Origin of the sequence: Pseudoalteromonas lipolytica, assembly GCF_001306915.1 — a bacterium.
Classification (GTDB): Bacteria; Pseudomonadota; Gammaproteobacteria; order Enterobacterales; family Alteromonadaceae; genus Pseudoalteromonas; species Pseudoalteromonas simplex.
Genome location: NZ_LJTC01000006.1, coordinates 43786 through 60950, shown reverse-complemented (window position 1 = coordinate 60950; position 17165 = coordinate 43786). Strand labels below are relative to the sequence as shown.

Genomic DNA, 17165 nt, shown 5'->3' with positions numbered 1-17165 from the left:
ATTGCCAATTTTTGTACGATTTTTATCTAGGGTGCTAAGTATAAATCATGTAAAAGCCGTTCTTTTCGAGGTAAGTAATAGTCATCATAATCGAGTGACACTATAACTCTTTTAGCTTTACCTAATAACTCACTGCGAGGCACTAGCCCAATCACTCGCGAGTCTGCACTGTGGTCTCGGTTATCACCCATCGCTAGATACATATCCTTTGGAATAACGACAGGGGCAAAATGCTGCATCACCGAGGGCGTTTTTGATACCTGAATAGCGTGCTGAACACCGGCAAGATTTTCAATGAGTGTTTGCTGCTGTTGCTTGTCATCAGCTAATAAATAATCAAGCGCTTTACCGTTAATGATCAATTTATTATCGACTAAAGTCACTGTATCTCCCGGCACGCCAATAACACGCTTTATCAAACGGTTATTTGCAGCCTTAGAATCAAATACAATAATATCGCCGGCTTTTGGCTCATCAGTACGCATTAGCGAAATATGACTAAATGGTACACGCAGATCATAAGCCATTTTATCCGTTAAAATACGGTCCCCTTCAACGATGGTCGGATTCATAGAACCTGTTGGCACTTCATACCAATCAGCCACTGCACTTCTAAACACACTCATCAAGCAGATAAATAAAATCAATGAGCGGTTATTTTTCCATACCTTTAAAAGCCAGTTCATATTCGTTCCTTATTTATTGTTTGTGTCATTAGGAGTCTGAGCGGTACAAATTAGTTCTTAACTAAATGTAACGAAATGCGTCAATGATAAAAATACCATACATGATGTTAAAAATATTTGACACAGCAAGCAATGAGTAGTTTACTTAACACCAAGTCAAATATTTTTTACATAGGGTGGAAGAAAATGAGCTACAAAGAAATGACAATTTGGGGCACCTTGGTGGTAACCATAGGCCTGTTAAGCTATTACCTGTTAGGTATTAATTCACTACAAGCCGCGGGTGCTCTAAGCCAAGAGACCATGGTGTCTTATTTGTATAGGGTTGCCGTAGTTGCGGTGATCCTAGAGATAATTATGCAATCTGTACTTGCTGGTATTAAACACAAAGAAGCAGACTTAGGGGATGATGAGCGTGATAAGCTCATTGACCTAAAAAGCACCAAGCTTGGTCACTGGTTTTGCTCTGCAACTATCTTAATATGTGTATTTTTAGCGACGCAAATTGAGCGCGTATCTGGACGCATGCTGTTACCTGAGGTCTCAGATCTATATAATATTATGCACTTTCTTATTATTGGTTTTTTAGTCAGTGAAATTATTACTATAGCCAGCAAAGCGTATTTATATCGAAGAGACAGCTAGATGACAAAACAGCTCAGTAATACCATTCGGGAACTTCGATTTCATCACAATGAAATGACTCAGCAAGCATTGGCAGAGGCTGTTGGAGTTTCAAGGCAAACCATAGTAGCGATTGAAAAAGGTAAATACTCACCGTCGCTCGAGGTGGCTTTTAAGATTGCTCAATTGTTTGATAAAAAACTGGACGATGTGTTTTCGTATCAATAGGACCAACAAAAAAGGTTAGCCAAATAGCTAACCTTTTTTAAATTCGTATCATTTAATTTTATGACTGCTGATTTTTGAACTGCGCTTTGGCTTGCTCAACTTCATCATCACTGATACCCACTGATTTAGCCGCTTCTTTAATAAGGTGTGGCTGTGTCATCACTAATGCCATCAATTGTTGAAGCTTTTCTGGTGGGATACCTAACTGTTGGACCAGACCCATTGCCATCATTGGGTTTTCCATAAACGCTTGAAACAGCTCACGCACTTTCTCGTCACTTACATTGTGCTCTTTGAGCATTGCAATAATAGGGTTCATATTAACCTTTACTTTTAACTACTAATAAAACCAATAATATGGGCAAATTGATGTTATTCAACTAACATCACCACTTTTCCCGAGTTTTCGTTGTTATCTAAAATACGGTGAGCCTCATTCGCTTCTTGCCAATTTAAGGTTTTATAGATATTGCAATCGAACAGCCCGTTGGCCAAGTCATCATAAAAACGCGAAATAAACTGCTCTTTTAAATCACGTTTAAATTCAATTGAACGGTTACGCAAGGTTGATGCATGAAAGGAAATACGTTTGCTAAGCAGCCTTGCAAAGTCAACCTCAGCAAAGCGCGCATCTAAAAAGGCTAACATCACAATTTGGCAATCTATTGCTGCAACGGCAGCATTTTTATTTAAATAGCGTCCTGAGACAGGATCAACAATGGTATTGGCCTGTAAATTATTGGCTTTGAAGTACTCTACAAAATCAGTGGTTTTATAATTAATGGTGTGGTCTGCGCCAAGCTGTTTGGCATGTTCGCACTTTTCATCGCTACCTGCAGTTATCACTACTTGAGCACCCGCGCGTTTTGCCATTTGAATTGCCGCCCCACCGACACCACTGGCTCCCGCATGGATCAGTGCCGTTTGCCCCGCTTTGAGCTGACCAAATTGAAATAAGGCAGAAAAAGCCGTTAAATAAACTTCGCTGATAGCAGCGCCCTCTGCCATTGTCATTTCATCTGGTAACGGCATTACTTGCGCAGCATCAACGGCAACATACTCGCTGTAAGCACCGCCCGCGCATAAAGTAAAAACACGTTTATTCAGCCAGTCACCGGATACTGCACTACCTTGCTCAACAATGGTACCGGCGCATTCTAGCCCTAAAATTTCACTGTCACCTTTGGGCGCAGGATATTTACCTTGTCGCTGTAAACAATCTGCCCGATTAACGCCAATTGCTGCAACAGCAATAAGAACTTCGTTATCTTTTAGTACTGGTTTTTCTGTTTGCGCAAAATGTAACTGTGAATCTTCGTGCTTAATATAACGCATATCACCTTCTATTTAATTCGTTGCCAGATCTCAGCTTCGACTAACTTACCATTTTCATACAAGGTGTGATGCCACAAGTCACCTTCTAGTTTGTAATCAAATGCCATGGTCTTACCAAGTAGTGAAGGTACATTACCATAGGAAAAAGTTTCGATAAATTGCTGGTCTTGCAAAACATATTTGCCGCCACCAGCATAATGAAAGTTGCCTTGCTTTTGAGTGATATAGCTAAAATGACTAGGTGTAATCAGTTTAACTGAGGATATTTCTGGCGCTTTTGCCGTCACATAGCCGTCATTGGTTGCATATTTGCCTTCAACAAATTGCCAGCTACCTAATAACGGATTGGCGCTTACCATAGACGAAATAAATAAACTCGATAATAACAGTGTGTTTTTCATAGTGCGTTCCTTAGCTTTTTTGAACAGCATACGCTAATACTATGTTCCTATTAAACAGTTATAGATTGAGATTTTTTCATTTGAGCTCTCATCGACGAAAAGCGCCAAGACTGCTTATAAGGATAAACATCAAGCAATTGCCCATCGTTTATCGCAGTTTGTAATTGCTGCCACATCGTGGCGGTGAAAATATCTTGATGCGCAGCATTGAAATGATCAAACGCCCGCTTATTGGCGCTAAAAAATACTTTAAACTGGCTCGGAAATACGTCGTTTTCGGCAATATCAAAGTAGCTTTCGCTGCTTAGCTCATCTAATGAATCCTCGGTTTTTGGCAGCTCTCTAAATTGACACTCTGTCATCGGGCAAATTTCATCGTAGTCGTAGAACACTACTCTTCCCCAACGGGTTACACCAAAGTTTTTCATCAGCATATCACCGGGAAAGATATTGGCCCCCGCAAGCTCTTTTATTGCTTTACCGTAATCAACCATTACTTGCTGCAGTTTTCGCTCATCACAGTCGTTGATATACAAATTAAGCGGTGTCATTTTGCGCTCTACATACACATGGCGCAAAATAAGTGCATTACCCGAAATCACAAGGCTGTCACCAATTTGCTGCTGCATTATTTGTATAAGCTCATCACTAAATCGGCTTAAATCAAACGCTAAATAACGAAATTCATGGGTATCGACTAGCCGGCCTACTCGGTCGGCTTGTTTCACAAAGTCGTACTTGGCCATTACTTGTTGTTTGGTGGCCGTTTTTGGCGCACTAAATTTATCCTTTATTACCTTGTAGACATAATCTGAGCCTGGGGTGGTAAATACCAGCATCACCATGCCCGGCGTCCCCGGCGCAAGTGTGTATTTATCGTCAACGGGGCTATTACGGGTGGTATCAACTTTGTAACGATAAAACTCGGTTTTCGCGTGTTTGATAAAGCCTATGGCATTAAACAGCTCAAAACGTTGCTTATGAGGCATTAAAACACTGAGGTAATCAACATATCGGGCGGGTTGGTCAGTGTCGACCATAAAATAAGTACGCGCAAAGCCAAACAACAAGCTGAGTTGATCAGCTCCCATCATCACAGCATCAATGTGCAACCCTTTTTCACTGTTTAATAGCGCAATAGCAAATGGCATGTTATCGCCATTTTTAGCAATACAACGACCTATGATGTAGCAGGCTTTATTTCTGAAAAACAATGAATTGGCGTATTCAATATAGCCATCGTTGAGAGCAAGCAGCTCATAAACTTGTGGGCATTGTTGTTTCGCTCCAGCAATCAAGGTGCGCTGTAACATGGCTACATCATCAGCAAAGTTAGCGTATTGTGAGCGAAACACATGGCGCTTTACCAAGCTACTAATCGCACTTTCAAAGCCATTTTGCAGAGAAATGCGGCTAACCAGTGAATCAAAGGGCCTTGGCCCCAGTTGATAGCGCGCTTTTAGCACAAACAAGTGCACATTGCGGATTTTTCGTGAGTCCCAAATTGCACCGAAGGTTGAATTAAAAAAGGTATGAGCAATGGGCTGGTTTTCGTGATTTTGCACCATTTCTGCGTATATTTGTTTGGCTAGTAACCAAAGCGCTGGGTCGTCTACTTCGCTATAAGCAATAATTTTTACCGCTTGGCTTACCTTTTTTACTTGCCCTTCGTAAACCTGCAGTCGCGATTTCATAGCTCCTTGAACTTGATGCCACTGGCGCTGTTCAAAACGACTTTGAGCGCCGAGAGTTATATTTAAAAACTCTGCAAACATAGCCTCAAAGCCAGCATACACCGCACGGGCAAGCTTAGTCGCTACGACCTGATTTAACTGTTCGCTGTGTGATTTAACAGCCAAATGTGAACTCTGCTGTGGCATTATTTTTATCGCTTATGCTGATTATTTTAGTCGCCTTGTTTACACACAATAGCAAGCGCGCTTTAATTTAGGTAATTAATAAAGATAATAAATAAGATTGATCAAATGAATATTAGGCACGTCGACCTCAACCTATTAGTGTATTTAAATGTTCTCATTGACGAACAAAGTGTGTCTAAAGCCGCCAATAAGCTAGCTTTGACTCAACCTGCAATGAGTAATGCCCTTAAACGTTTGCGTGATTTATTTGATGATCCATTGTTAGTGAGAGCCGCTGGCACAATGACGCCAACAGCAAAAGCGCTCAGCCTTAAGCCAGAGATAGAATCACTGTTAAAAATGGCCGAAGAAATTACTCAGCCAAGTGAAGTATTCGACCCGAGTACCGCGAATATAACGTTTCGGATCATGGCAAACGACTATCTTGAATCAACGCTTATTGCGCCGTTTATCACCCAGCAGCTTGCAAAAAATCCGGGGCTTAATTTTGATATTTTGAGCCCAAGTGATGTTAACCTTCAAGATATGGAAAAAGGCACCATTGACCTTGCCATTAATCGCTTTAACGGCCTGCCCCGCTCATTCCACCAAGCCAGTGTATGGCGAGACAATTACTGCTGCTTAACACACCCAGACAACGCTTACTTACAACAACAAAACCTTGAAGGCTACCTTGCACAAGAACACATTTGGGTAAATCGGGCTGGTTGGGGCGTAGAAGCCGCAGTAACAAATAAATCAGGCAGCCAAAAACTCGGCTGGGTCGATGAGGCATTATGGCAATTAGAACAAACCCGCAATATTCGCGTATTCACCCGCCATTACATGGTTGCGAGCCTCCTTTGCCAATCACCTCAACTCATAGCCACATTGCCCCGCCGCCAAGCCATGTTGCTTGCAAAACACACTGATTTGGTAATAAGTCCAGTGCCATTTCAAATCGTGCCTATTGAAGTAAAAATGTTATGGAGCCCTTTGCTACATCACGCAAACCCGCATCAGTGGCTGCGTAGAGAGCTACTTGCCTTTGCCAGTACTGTGGCTGATCGCTAAAAACAGCATAATATTGATAAAATCAATATCAGTTATTGAAAACAACAATTTCATTAATAATGAGTGAAGGGCTAGAGTGAAGTTAAGCACATAAACAAAGAGAAAATGATTATGAAAACTTCAGCGCAATTCACTCAACAGGACGGCCTTTACATCAATGGTCAATTACACTCATTCATCGAGCAACAGCTTTGTAAAAAAAGCGATTTAGCTTGCGAAGAAATTTACCAAACACTGGCAACCATGGTTGATGAGTTTGGTTGCCAATGTCGTAAAACCAAACATCAAGATGATGATGTTCTGCAAGCAGATACACTGTTAAAAGCATATAGCACAGTACGTACTCACCCGCATTGCCATGTTGATGCACAAACAACAACTGCAGTGCTCGATGAATACTGTTGCCAAGTACCAGCTATTTTAGTGGTTGCGTTAATGGATACATTAACAGGCATGACAAGCAATGAGCCAGGTGCAGAGCACATTTATCAACGTGCAGCACAGTTAACAGGTAAACCATGTGTCTACGCAGTTAAAAGCGCCAATGCTGCTTAATATGGTTCATTATTTGAGTTACTTATTCGCGCGATGATGCTTTTTGCAAAATCACTGCAACTAAGCATCGTCGCATCGGCTACTAAGTTGGCCAAATCAAACGTCATTTCATTTGCTGTAAGCGTCTCTTCTAGGGCTTTCTCTATTTTATTCGCCGCTTCGTGCCAACCCATAAAGCGTAGCATCATGACCGCACTTAAAATACTGCTTGTTGGATTTGCACTGTCTTCCCCGGCGATGCGATTAAATGTACCATGAGTCGGTTCAAAGAAGGCCACTTCATTATTTGAGTTTGCCGCAGGCATAATACCTACCCCACCAACTTGTGCGGTTAGCATATCAGCTAAGTAATCGCCGTTTTGATTGGTTGTTACCACCACATCAAATTGCTCTGGGGTGAGTAGCGCTTGTTGAAGCATATTATCAGCAATCACTTCTTTAATGATTAAATCATCTTGATTGTCTCGTTTGATCACCAACCAACGACCATTTTCATGTGCTGCAGCGTTAAACTCTTGCTCTGCAAGGGCAAATGCCCAGCGTTTAAAGGCGCCATCGGTAAATTTAAGTACATTGCCTTTGTGCACCACCGTCAGTGATTCACTGTGCTCTTTAAGGGCAAAGTTGAGTGCGTAACGCATTAGTCGCTCTGCCGCCTCTTTCGAGCTATTTTTTATGCCAATGCCACATTGGTTATCAAAACGAAGTCGGGTGACCCCCATTTCTTGGCACAGAAAATCAAGCATACGTTCGTTGTCAATACTGCCAGCCTGCCACTCAATGCCCGAGTAAACGTCTTCTGAGCTGTCACGTATTACTGTGATTTGGGTTTTTTCAGGCTCTTTTAAGGGCGATGGTAAATGCGGATAACTGCGAATAGGCCGCATGTTAACGAATAAATCCATCTCATGACGAAGAGCCACATTTAAAGAGCGAAAACCACCGCCAAGGGGGGTTGTTAGCGGCCCTTTTATGGCAATTTTATACTGTCTAACGGCATGTAGGGTTTCTTGCGGGAACCAGTCGCCGTCGTATAATGCTGCCGCTTTTTCGCCATTGAACACTTCCATCCAATGTATTTGTTTATCACCTTGATAAGCATGACTCACCGCAGCATCGACAATATCTCGCATCACCGGGCTAATATCTTGACCCACACCATCGCCTTCAATGTAAGCAATAACCGGGTTATCAGGAATATGCCATTGGCCCTTACTATCAATCGTAATTTGCGCGCCGCTCGAGGGGACTGAAATATGTTGATACTGCATTATGCCTTCCCAGCAAAGAGTTTTAACAATATTAATATCAAGAAATGGCTAATTTGTCTGTGCTTACAAATAAATAGCCGCTATTCAAACAATCAATGGGTTACCTTGGTAAATTCATTTTCCATCGCATTAAATAATGAGCCAATTAACTGGGTATCCAAGGTTACAGTATCCTCTTTTAAGGCCGTATCGACAGCCACTGCTTTTACATACAGCATTTCACACTCAAACATATTAGCTGCACCTTTGAGCATATGCACATTTTTGCTGAACCCTTCTAAATCCATTTTTTTATATTGTTCTAGCATTTCTTTGTACTGTGTCTCTAACCCTTTTATATAATCATTTTTTAATGCCTGAAACTCTTTTTCAGGCAACTTTATATCTGCTAACTCATCGCATTCTAAATAACTGGCAATTTTATGACTAAAGGCATTTCTATCGATTGGTTTTGCAATCAAATCATTAAAGCCCTGCTTCATATAACGCGTCACTTCATGCTTCATAGTATTCGCTGTTAGCGCAATGATAGGCACGCTTACTCCGGTTGCTTGCATCATTTTTAAAGCTTCTTGGCCGTCCATAATCGGCATTTGAATATCGAGCAAAATAAGGTCAAAGCTGTCTTCGAGGGTTGCTTGTACTGCGTCTTTACCATTTTCAACGGTGGTCACTGTCAGCCCCATACGCTCTAATATTCGCGCAATTAAACGTCGGTTGTCTGGGTGGTCTTCGGCAAGTAATACCCTGCCCTTTAGGTTCTCTGGCGCATCAAGCTTACTAAACGGTGAGGTTTCAACAAGTTTCACTTCGCTCATATCATTGAGCCAACGAGTGTTGTCTGTGGTGTACACCGACATAGTGAAAATAAACTCACTGCCAGAGCCGACATTACTTTTAACGCTGATATCCCCATCCAATTTCTGCGCAAGGCTCTTTGAAATATTAAGACCAAGCCCAGTACCACCATATTGCCTAGAAATACTCGAATCAGCTTGATAAAAAGCACTAAATAACAACTGCTGCTCTTTTTCAGTCATACCAATGCCAGTATCTTTTACACTAATTGACAACTTATCGTTGTGACAGCTCACAGTTAAGGTTATACGCCCCACTTGCGTGAACTTAAGGGCATTGGTTGTTAAGTTTAATAAGATTTGCCTTAATCGACTCGGATCGGTAATCAAGTAGTCTGGTAATGGGAACTGATAATCGACACTGAACTTTAAGCCCTTATCGCGAATTTGCTTGCCAATGAGCGACTCTATATTGGCAATCGTGGCAAACAAGTCTGTTTCGACTAAATCAATTTCGAGCTTGTTAGCTTCAATCTTCGACATATCGAGGATATCGTTAATTAATCCAAGAACATGACGACTATTTTGCAAAATAACCCCAATTCCATGGTTGCGCTCATGGGGCTTAATGTCGCCGAGCATAATGCCATCTGCATAACCAATGATTGACGTCATTGGGGTGCGAATTTCATGACTGATATTCGCTAAGAAACGGCTTTTAGCCTCATTTGCATCGCGAAGCTCTGAGGCGAGTTCTTCAAGCTCCAACGTTCTTAAATGGACTTTTTCTTCTAGATTTTTGTTGAGCTCTACGTTGTCATCGTGAAGCAGTCTAAACTTATCGGCCACAGCAAACGCCAGCAACATAGCGTCCATAGCGGTGCCTATCAAACCCAATAAATATAAATTAATGGAGGTTGCTGGTAGCAAGCCTAAATTCGTTAAATTACCCACCATATTCGGTAGCATCATGGCTATGTAAGCAAGCACAAAATATCGCGCTGGCTTAAAGCCAATAAGCATACAGCGAATACCTATGTATAAGCCTAAACATAAAGCAACGCCCGTCACTAACGTTGACCAATAAAAACCAAAGCTTGGCCATAAAATACAAAACGGTATACCCAAGGTCGCGATCACACCCACCATCAATGATAATTGCGCCAGTTTTGGAAATGTCTCTTTGAGTTTAAGCAAGTTGTTGTAAAACAGAATATTGGTTAATGGCGTGAGCGCAAAGCCAAGCCAATGAAGGTGAGGATTATAGTAACCAAATAGCTGATCCGAAATATGGAAAAAGTGGCTCCAAGCAAACACCCAAGATGCAGTAAATAATGCATAGTAAAGATGTGTCACATCACGGGAAACCAAATAAATTAATAAGTTATATAAGCCAAGCGCAATACCCACCCCAAAGCAGAGCATCATGACCATATTTTCAACGGTTATATTCTGAAAATAATCTTGGTATGGCGTTAATACTAGCTTTGCAGGGGTATAAAAGTAGTCACTTTCAAAATAGGTAATAAGCGTATAGCGCTTGCCTTTCTCAAGAGACAAACGATTACCATAGTGGAATGCAAACTGATTTGGCTCTTTACCACCCGTTACAAAGTGCTGTATGGGGGCTGTTGGATCAGTGATATCGTAAATGCGGCTTTCTATTTTTGAAACCAAGGTGTTATACGGATAAAGCACTAAATCTTCAATATCACTTTGATTTTCAATTTCAACAATTAACCAATAACTACCACCAACCGAGCTTATTCGAGATTGTGGCTTTTTGCTGGCTCGCCAAGTATCAATTTCAGCCACTGATTGCGGGAACATATTATCGTTCGCCGTAAACACATCACCGACATCATGAAGATTTTGATCAGCCACAGCATCGGTGTAGACAAACGTCTCTTGTGCATTAGCCGAAACACTTAATAACAACAAAAACAGCAGAGTACTAAAATACAGCTTAAACCGCATTCACAAAACCCCTGTACCAGTGTGGAGATGGCAACGACTAGAATTGCAGTGAAACATCAAAGCCATAGCGACGCCCTTCCCCTTTAAAGTCTTCAAGCATGCCTAGGAACGAGCTTAAATCGAACTTTAACTGACTGTATTCAGTATCAAATAAATTTTTGCCCCATAAAGTAAATGACCAATTTTCAACATCGTATTTTAGATGCGCATTAACAATGCTAAAACCGTCTTGGCGGGCATATGGGTTCATGTTCTGGTCAAAATAAAACTCAGACTGATAATCGTAAATAATGTTGGCCGATAACGGATACGACGCCAAGCTGGTGTCGTATTTTAACCCCGCTGATACATTCCATTTAGAAGTAAATGGTAGTTGGTTATCGGTAATACTATTACCAAGTGGATCAACGTATTCTTCAAATTCAGCATGAGGGATATAGCCTACTGAAAGTAGCATGGCTAATTGTTTAGTTGCTTGGTAATTAATTTCAGTTTCAAGGCCGTAAATAGTTGAATCAGCCACATTTTCAAGTAATTGCACTGGGGGCATTTGCGGTGTTTCTGACGCTTGGTTCATAAACACTTGTTGGTCGTTATAATCATAATAAAACGCCGCCCAATTCATTCTAAGTTGCTTCCCAGGCCAGAACGACTTTAAGCCAATTTCATGGGCATTTAAGCGCTCTTTGCCATAGTTTGCCAAGATTGCTTGTTCTTCGGATGACAAAAAGCCGCCATTGTAGCCACCACTTTTACTACCATTAGCAAAACGATAATAAAGATTGCTTGTATCTGAATAGCGATAATTAACGGCAAATTGCCCGGTAAAACCGTTATCCGATTGCTCATCGGTAACACGATAAAATGGTACCAGTACCCCATCTAAGTCGTTTACATCAACCACCGCATTCAAGGTGGCGATTGAGTCATACTCAAGTGACTCATAGTCATATCTAAGACCGGCTGTAATCATCCATTTATCTGCGACAGGCACTTCAATTTGGCTAAATACAGCCAAATTTTGCATCTTGATTTCGTTATCGTAGATAAAGGTCGCGGTTAAATTTGTCGGTAAAACACCCCGGAAATCACGCAAAATATCATTTAAATTATCTTGCTCAATTGTCTCATCGGCAAAATAAATACCACTGGTGAGTGTGTAATCAGCAAGTTCGTTTAATAACCTGAATTCTTGGCTGAATAGTTGGGTATCTAACCCTAATACCCCTTCGCACAAACGAGCTGGGGAGCCATCGCAGTTAAAAGCGTGGCTTCTTTCTAAATCGTTAAAGCTCGACAGTGAAGTAAATGTACTTTGCTCGTTTAAATGCCAATTCAGTTCAGCAATAAAACCGTAGCCATCGGATTTATGAGGTGAGTCGTTATTGACGCTCACCGCAAAGAATTCATCACTGCCATCATTAAAACCAAAGTTATCAAAACAGCGTGTTGAGCCCGCATCTGCTGGTGAACACAGCTCACCCGTTAAAGGGTTTGCGACAATACCAATACTACCAACTGGCTGGGCAATACCATCCCAATCTTCAATATGCGCTTGCAGGTAAAGATCAACCTCATCCCACTCAGACAAAAAAGACACACGGGCATTTTTTTGCTCCATGCCTGCTGTTGGCGAGTCTGCATAAGTGTTTTTTGTTGAGTATTCGTAGTCTTGATAGTTAACCGCAATTCGTAATGCACTGGAACCTGATAGTTGCTGGTTCCACATACCATCAACGCTGGTGGCATTATTGTTGGCAACGCCTAATGTCAACGAGCCATAGCTATCAAACTCAGGGCGATTTGAGCGTATAAGTATTGCACCACCGGTAGAATTACGACCAAACAAGGTACCCTGCGGGCCGCGTAAAATATCGAGCTGTTCAATATCGTACAAGTTAACAATTTGATTATTAGCAGACCCCACCGCAACGCCATCAAGATACATAGCAACAGGTGAGGTATTCGCCGTATTGTAATCAAGTAACCCCACCCCACGGATACTCACAGCGGGAGGCGTCCCTTCTGCGGCGTTTTGGGTGATTTTAACATTTGGCGCAAACAAGCCAATTTCAGTTGAATCTTTAAAATGCTGAGCTTTTAAAATTTCGCCATCCACTTGGCTTACCGCTACACTCACATCTTCAATTGCTTGCGGACGCTTTTGTGCATAAACGCTAATAACTTCCATGTCTTTTTCAGTCTCAGCTCCTTGTGCAAAAGCGCTTGCCATTACACATGCTGCCAAGCAGGTGCTCGACATCATCATAAATTTAGGATCATTCAGAAAGGGTCGCTTCATTGGCTTTTAGACCTTAAAAGAGGGAAACTTGTTAAATTGTTGTAATTTAGTGGTAAGTATAGACCAAACAATAGATTAAAGTCGCATATAAATCATGAAAATTCATGACTTATACGCATACTTATTTATAACTTTGCTCACCCTAACTTTTTTCGAATGCATGCTCTCCGCTAATTTCGCTTGGCCAACCACATATTGCCCGCGCTGTTTGCATACCGGCCATTACAGCAGCCTCAACACAGCCAGCATTAACACCGGTTTTTATCCAATCGCCAGTGATGCGCAAATTGACAAACTGACTGCCATCAGTAGCTAGGCGGTATTTACTTGTATCAACCACAGATAAGACGTAGCGCTCACTGGGATCAACATTAACGCGCCAGTATTGTTGCTCGAGAGCAGGTAAAATGCTGTGCGGATCACTGTAAAAAACCTGCCAATCAAATTTGTTATCAATATAGGCTTGAGGCCAAAGTGGCCGCATATCTGCACTAAACAAATTATGCATATTTGATTTTACTTCGGCTTTCATTTGCTCTGGGAATTGATGAGCACTGGCAGGTGGATAGTTTTCGCAGCTAAATGCACTGCAAAAATAGGCAATGTTCACGGGCGCATTTTCACTTGGCCAACCTTCTTTATCGAGCAAGTTGCCCATTGCCGCCCAGGTATCAAACGGCTCAACAAAGCCACTTAAAATAGGTCCTTCATGAGCGGCATTGGTTTGCGTAAAGCCAAGTTGTTGGTCGGTTTTATTCAACCATACTTGGCAAGCCTGAGTCGCTACACTTTGTACTTTTGTAGCTTGTTGAGAGAGCGCGTAATCTACAGCTAAAAGTTCAGGGGCCACGTGTTCAAGTGAGGCAACCGATACACCTAAAATAAGTGTGTCAAAATCAATACCATGGCGAAGCGTCACTGTTGGCAATGGGGTACCAAAGTGCTCTTGATACACCTCAGGCCAATTACTCCAAAATGACTCTAAATTGATTTGATATTCTTGTAATAAGTGCGCTTGTTCAGAGCTGATTTGCTCATACAGAGGCTCACTTGGCCAGCATGGTAGCTGCTTAACATCGATGAGCGGATCATAGTCTTGGCCAACTAAACTCACCTGTTGGCAAAGCTCAATTTTACTTACCAGCTGTTCACCTTGGTCAGTTTGCCCTGCAGCTAAGTTAGTTAACTGATGGAAAAACTTAAACTTAACGCCGCGCTGCTTTAAAAGTTCATAAATTGGCCCAAAAATGACATCGCCCATCCCAGCTTGCATTTTCCACATCACGCCGCCTTTATAGCAAAGACCTATACGTAACATGGCAAGGGCGGCAACGCCTGCTTCAACATTGGGTTTATTAAAGTCACCTTTAGGGTATGCGAACACCAAATCATAAAAGCCACGCACTGGCGCTGAATCGACACTGTAAGTTTTGTTAGCACCATTTTTTTCGAGCCACTGACGAAAGTCGAAGCAATTAATGACACCAAAACCGTCGCGATATACTTTGTCTTTAATCAATCCGGTGAGCATTGCAATCGCAAGATCGGCACAAATATAAAGTCTGCGCAGCTCTGGGTTGTCATCGAGCAAATCAATAACTTGGTCTTTAAACCAACGTTTTAACTTTCTGACGATGTACCAAATCACCAATCGATCGGCCTGTTTATCTGTATGAGTGGCCTGCTTTTCGGTGAACTGCAGCAAATGAGTTATCAATGTTCGTGGGTTCGAGGCAATTTCAGTTGCGCCTGCTTCAATATCATCAATAAACTGCTTTGCGCCATTTAAATGGGTATCAATGTCTGCTTTGATTTTTTGGTACATGTGTTTGAGTAACGATTGATCCCGTGACTTTTTTGTCACTAAAGTGGTTTTAGCATCTTGCTGCTGACAAACATGCTCAATGCCTTCGGTCCATTTTTTTAGCCATGCTAATGTCATGGTGACAAAGTCCCACACTGTTATATCTAGGCTGCCATCAGCGGGGTTCCCTTCAACGGTAGGAAAATCTATCGGCCAAGTTTGCCATTCGTTATCAATAAATTCTTGTAAAGCAATAAAACTGTGTGGTTTAAATGCCTGCTGCCAAGTAGCCAATGAACAACTAGCAGGTCGATTGAGTGAGTTATACACCCCTTCTAAGGTGCGAAAGCTATTCACGTAGGCGCCAAACCAAACATGCAAACCATGCTCTTCTATTCGCTGTCCAAAATGGGCGTTTCGGCCACTCGCCCCTTTACCGCCAAGGCGCCAACCCTGTTGATAAACGGTAATCTCGCGCTGGCTTTGCCAATTAGCTTGCTCGGTTAAATACACTGCCGCAGTCATCGCTGCAACACCGCCACCGACAATGGTGATTTTTTCTTTTTCCATGGTTACCCCTGTACTGGTAACAGTTGTGTTGCGCCAAGCTGATCAAAGTCCATATTGACGTAAAAAGGTAAATGAACCGCTTGTTTGCCAAGTGCAATGCCAAACATGTCATTCAGAGGAAAGCTCGCAAGAGCTTTTACATCCAAACTAAAATCATTGTGTAAAAGTTTTAATTGGTGAATTTTTTTGATTAACGATGGTGAGTGAACCACGCTTTGATAAACGGCTTTATCTCCTTGGCCATCGGGAAATTGTTTAAACAAAATCTGATCCATCTGCGGATGAATAAACCCGTCTAACAATTGTTTAAGAAGCGATAAATCAATGCCTTTAATTTGCGCATCAAAGAAATCGGTAACGTGTTTAGAAAAATGCGATAAGTTATCGAGTAGGTTTTCCTTGGTACTTGCCTGTGTTTGCTCAATGGTTAATAGCTCATGCACTGCTAATTTAGAGTCTGGGTTAAACACATCAAAACATTCTAAAGAAATACTAAAGGCGCCCGCATCACTCACAGTCGCAGGCATCTGATATTCACACAGGTATTTATTGTAGCCCCAGGCTTCTCGGCCATTAATCAAAGCATAAATGTTATTGACGCTAATAAATGCCGGATACCAATATAAATGACTAATATCTCCACCTTGCATTTTTGCTACTGGGAGCCAAATAATAATATCAGTTTCTTGCATCCAGCCATGCTCTGAAAACGGTGGCGTTAACGAAGAAATTTTTTCGATATCAGTGAAGGTAAGTAAACACGTGCTCCCTAACACATTAAACGAGGTTGATTCGGTTGCTAATAAATTTAAAGTTGCATCAACATACTGCTGCATTTTTTGCTCACACCCAGCAACAAAAAATCCGTACATTTGCGCATTGATCATTCGACAAGGTGGTTTAGCAACCGGGTTAGATAAGAAGTGGCTGTAATTTGATTGGTCCGTCATAGTCATTACTTATATTATTGTTTAGTAATGACTATAGACTAGTTTTTAATGGTTGGTGGCAACTTCTAGATGACAACTTTCTTTTAACAGTTGTTCTGTAAATTGCTGATAGCCAAGCTGATTAAAATTTTCAGATAATGGATTCATAAAACCATGTCCAAAGTCGGCTATTTCACAGCTCACCTTCGCTTTACTTTTTAATGTTGCAATCACAGGATTTATATCAAAATGTTCTTCACTGTGAGGAAAAATAAATCGGCAAGGAACTTTGGCTTCAAGCTCGAGATGATGCCTGACTTGGGATGGATAAAAGGCAATAATTTTTTTAATGAATGAATTTTTTAACTCTGCTTGAGCTCGCCAAACAGCCGCTGCGCCTGCACTAAATGCAATAATCGTGGTTGGCTGACGAATAGCGGCCATTTTGACATGCACCCGTTCAAAATAACTATCATGACCGCAATGAGTAATAAAATGCTGGTATTGAAACTGCTCATTTATAGGGAGCTGAATTTCTCCTTGGTAAGGGTCGCAAAGACTCACCTTACCGCGAAGCTGCTGGGCAAGCAGCGATAAATGCGCTGTTTTACCAAATATATCTGACACCAAAAGGTAATTCATATGCATACTTCTTATTGTTATTTTGTGCCTAATCACAATACGCCCGTTTCTATTAAACATCCAGAAATTATTTTTGATGTTTAAAAAATAAACCTTGCGCTTAGTTAATTC

The 17165-nt window shown here is 41.5% G+C and carries 15 protein-coding genes; 4 read left to right on the top strand and 11 right to left on the bottom strand.

Translation table 11 applies throughout. From position 1 onward, the window contains the following. Window positions 1–26: 26 nt before the first annotated feature. Complete coding sequence (lepB, locus tag AOG27_RS10290; protein ID WP_054552940.1) at window positions 27–686, bottom strand: signal peptidase I; 660 nt, start codon at window positions 684–686, stop codon at window positions 27–29. Window positions 687–872: 186 nt separating this feature from the next. Here lepB and AOG27_RS10285 point away from each other — a divergent pair, with 186 nt between their 5' ends. Beyond that, window positions 873–1331 (top strand): hypothetical protein, encoded by a 459-nt coding sequence (locus AOG27_RS10285; RefSeq protein ID WP_054552939.1) that lies wholly within the window; start codon window positions 873–875, stop codon window positions 1329–1331. Next, on the top strand, window positions 1332–1538 hold the full coding sequence (locus AOG27_RS10280) for a helix-turn-helix transcriptional regulator (RefSeq protein ID WP_054552938.1): 207 nt from the start codon (window positions 1332–1334) through the stop codon (window positions 1536–1538). It begins immediately after the preceding gene. Window positions 1539–1596: 58 nt separating this feature from the next. Here the strand turns inward: AOG27_RS10280 and AOG27_RS10275 are convergent, their stop codons facing one another. Genes AOG27_RS10275 through aceK form a run of 4 tightly spaced genes read right to left on the bottom strand, consistent with a single transcriptional unit; the run spans window position 1597 to window position 5154 of the window. Further along, window positions 1597–1857: a DUF2999 family protein gene (locus AOG27_RS10275; protein ID WP_054552937.1), complete on the bottom strand. Its 261-nt coding sequence runs from the start codon at window positions 1855–1857 to the stop codon at window positions 1597–1599. Between the two features lie 53 nt (window positions 1858–1910). Then, window positions 1911–2873, bottom strand: a complete 963-nt coding sequence (locus AOG27_RS10270) for a zinc-binding dehydrogenase (protein WP_054552936.1) — start codon at window positions 2871–2873, stop codon at window positions 1911–1913. An 8-nt stretch (window positions 2874–2881) separates the two neighbouring features. After that, complete coding sequence (locus tag AOG27_RS10265) at window positions 2882–3274, bottom strand: hypothetical protein (protein ID WP_054552935.1); 393 nt, start codon at window positions 3272–3274, stop codon at window positions 2882–2884. A gap of 50 nt (window positions 3275–3324) precedes the next feature. After that, window positions 3325–5154, bottom strand: coding sequence for a bifunctional isocitrate dehydrogenase kinase/phosphatase (aceK, locus tag AOG27_RS10260; RefSeq protein WP_054552934.1), 1830 nt, complete (start codon window positions 5152–5154; stop codon window positions 3325–3327). Window positions 5155–5259: 105 nt separating this feature from the next. Here aceK and AOG27_RS10255 point away from each other — a divergent pair, with 105 nt between their 5' ends. Further along, window positions 5260–6207, top strand: coding sequence for a LysR family transcriptional regulator (locus AOG27_RS10255; RefSeq protein WP_054552933.1), 948 nt, complete (start codon window positions 5260–5262; stop codon window positions 6205–6207). A 111-nt stretch (window positions 6208–6318) separates the two neighbouring features. Continuing rightward, on the top strand, window positions 6319–6762 hold the full coding sequence (locus AOG27_RS10250; RefSeq protein WP_054552932.1) for a hypothetical protein: 444 nt from the start codon (window positions 6319–6321) through the stop codon (window positions 6760–6762). Here AOG27_RS10250 and icd read toward each other — a convergent pair. The 6 genes from icd to AOG27_RS10220 form a co-directional block, all read right to left on the bottom strand. Beyond that, the gene (gene icd / locus AOG27_RS10245) at window positions 6759–8033 is read right to left on the bottom strand and encodes an NADP-dependent isocitrate dehydrogenase (protein ID WP_054552931.1); all 1275 of its coding nucleotides are present in this window, start codon (window positions 8031–8033) and stop codon (window positions 6759–6761) included. The two genes, AOG27_RS10250 and icd, sit on opposite strands and share 4 nt — an antisense overlap. A 92-nt stretch (window positions 8034–8125) precedes the next feature. Continuing rightward, window positions 8126–10807 carry a 7TM diverse intracellular signaling domain-containing protein gene (locus AOG27_RS10240; protein ID WP_054552930.1) on the bottom strand — a complete coding sequence of 894 codons (2682 nt, stop codon included), beginning with the start codon at window positions 10805–10807 and terminating at the stop codon, window positions 8126–8128. A 37-nt stretch (window positions 10808–10844) separates the two neighbouring features. Further along, on the bottom strand, window positions 10845–13109 hold the full coding sequence (locus AOG27_RS10235; protein WP_152967137.1) for a TonB-dependent receptor: 2265 nt from the start codon (window positions 13107–13109) through the stop codon (window positions 10845–10847). Window positions 13110–13251: 142 nt separating this feature from the next. Beyond that, on the bottom strand, window positions 13252–15483 hold the full coding sequence (locus tag AOG27_RS10230) for an NAD(P)-binding protein (RefSeq protein ID WP_054552929.1): 2232 nt from the start codon (window positions 15481–15483) through the stop codon (window positions 13252–13254). A 2-nt stretch (window positions 15484–15485) separates the two neighbouring features. Further along, complete coding sequence (locus tag AOG27_RS10225; RefSeq protein ID WP_082389252.1) at window positions 15486–16433, bottom strand: acetoacetate decarboxylase; 948 nt, start codon at window positions 16431–16433, stop codon at window positions 15486–15488. A gap of 45 nt (window positions 16434–16478) precedes the next feature. Next, a complete protein-coding gene (locus tag AOG27_RS10220) occupies window positions 16479–17090 on the bottom strand; it encodes a hypothetical protein (RefSeq protein ID WP_152967136.1) in 612 nt (203 codons plus the stop codon). Between the last annotated feature and the right edge of the window lie 75 nt (window positions 17091–17165).

Excerpts from the sequence above, each read along its gene's own strand:
- aceK (WP_054552934.1), bottom strand. The coding sequence starts at position 5,154 with ATGCCACAGCAGAGTTCACATTTGGCTGTTAAATCACACAGCGAACAG.
- AOG27_RS10230 (WP_054552929.1), bottom strand. The coding sequence starts at position 15,483 with ATGGAAAAAGAAAAAATCACCATTGTCGGTGGCGGTGTTGCAGCGATG.
- AOG27_RS10275 (WP_054552937.1), bottom strand. The coding sequence starts at position 1,857 with ATGAACCCTATTATTGCAATGCTCAAAGAGCACAATGTAAGTGACGAG.
- AOG27_RS10265 (WP_054552935.1), bottom strand. The coding sequence starts at position 3,274 with ATGAAAAACACACTGTTATTATCGAGTTTATTTATTTCGTCTATGGTA.
- AOG27_RS10255 (WP_054552933.1), top strand. The coding sequence starts at position 5,260 with ATGAATATTAGGCACGTCGACCTCAACCTATTAGTGTATTTAAATGTT.
- AOG27_RS10280 (WP_054552938.1), top strand. The coding sequence starts at position 1,332 with ATGACAAAACAGCTCAGTAATACCATTCGGGAACTTCGATTTCATCAC.
- AOG27_RS10285 (WP_054552939.1), top strand. The coding sequence starts at position 873 with ATGAGCTACAAAGAAATGACAATTTGGGGCACCTTGGTGGTAACCATA.
- AOG27_RS10235 (WP_152967137.1), bottom strand. The coding sequence starts at position 13,109 with ATGAAGCGACCCTTTCTGAATGATCCTAAATTTATGATGATGTCGAGC.
- icd (WP_054552931.1), bottom strand. The coding sequence starts at position 8,033 with ATGCAGTATCAACATATTTCAGTCCCCTCGAGCGGCGCGCAAATTACG.
- AOG27_RS10250 (WP_054552932.1), top strand. The coding sequence starts at position 6,319 with ATGAAAACTTCAGCGCAATTCACTCAACAGGACGGCCTTTACATCAAT.
- AOG27_RS10240 (WP_054552930.1), bottom strand. The coding sequence starts at position 10,807 with ATGCGGTTTAAGCTGTATTTTAGTACTCTGCTGTTTTTGTTGTTATTA.
- lepB (WP_054552940.1), bottom strand. The coding sequence starts at position 686 with ATGAACTGGCTTTTAAAGGTATGGAAAAATAACCGCTCATTGATTTTA.
- AOG27_RS10225 (WP_082389252.1), bottom strand. The coding sequence starts at position 16,433 with ATGACGGACCAATCAAATTACAGCCACTTCTTATCTAACCCGGTTGCT.
- AOG27_RS10270 (WP_054552936.1), bottom strand. The coding sequence starts at position 2,873 with ATGCGTTATATTAAGCACGAAGATTCACAGTTACATTTTGCGCAAACA.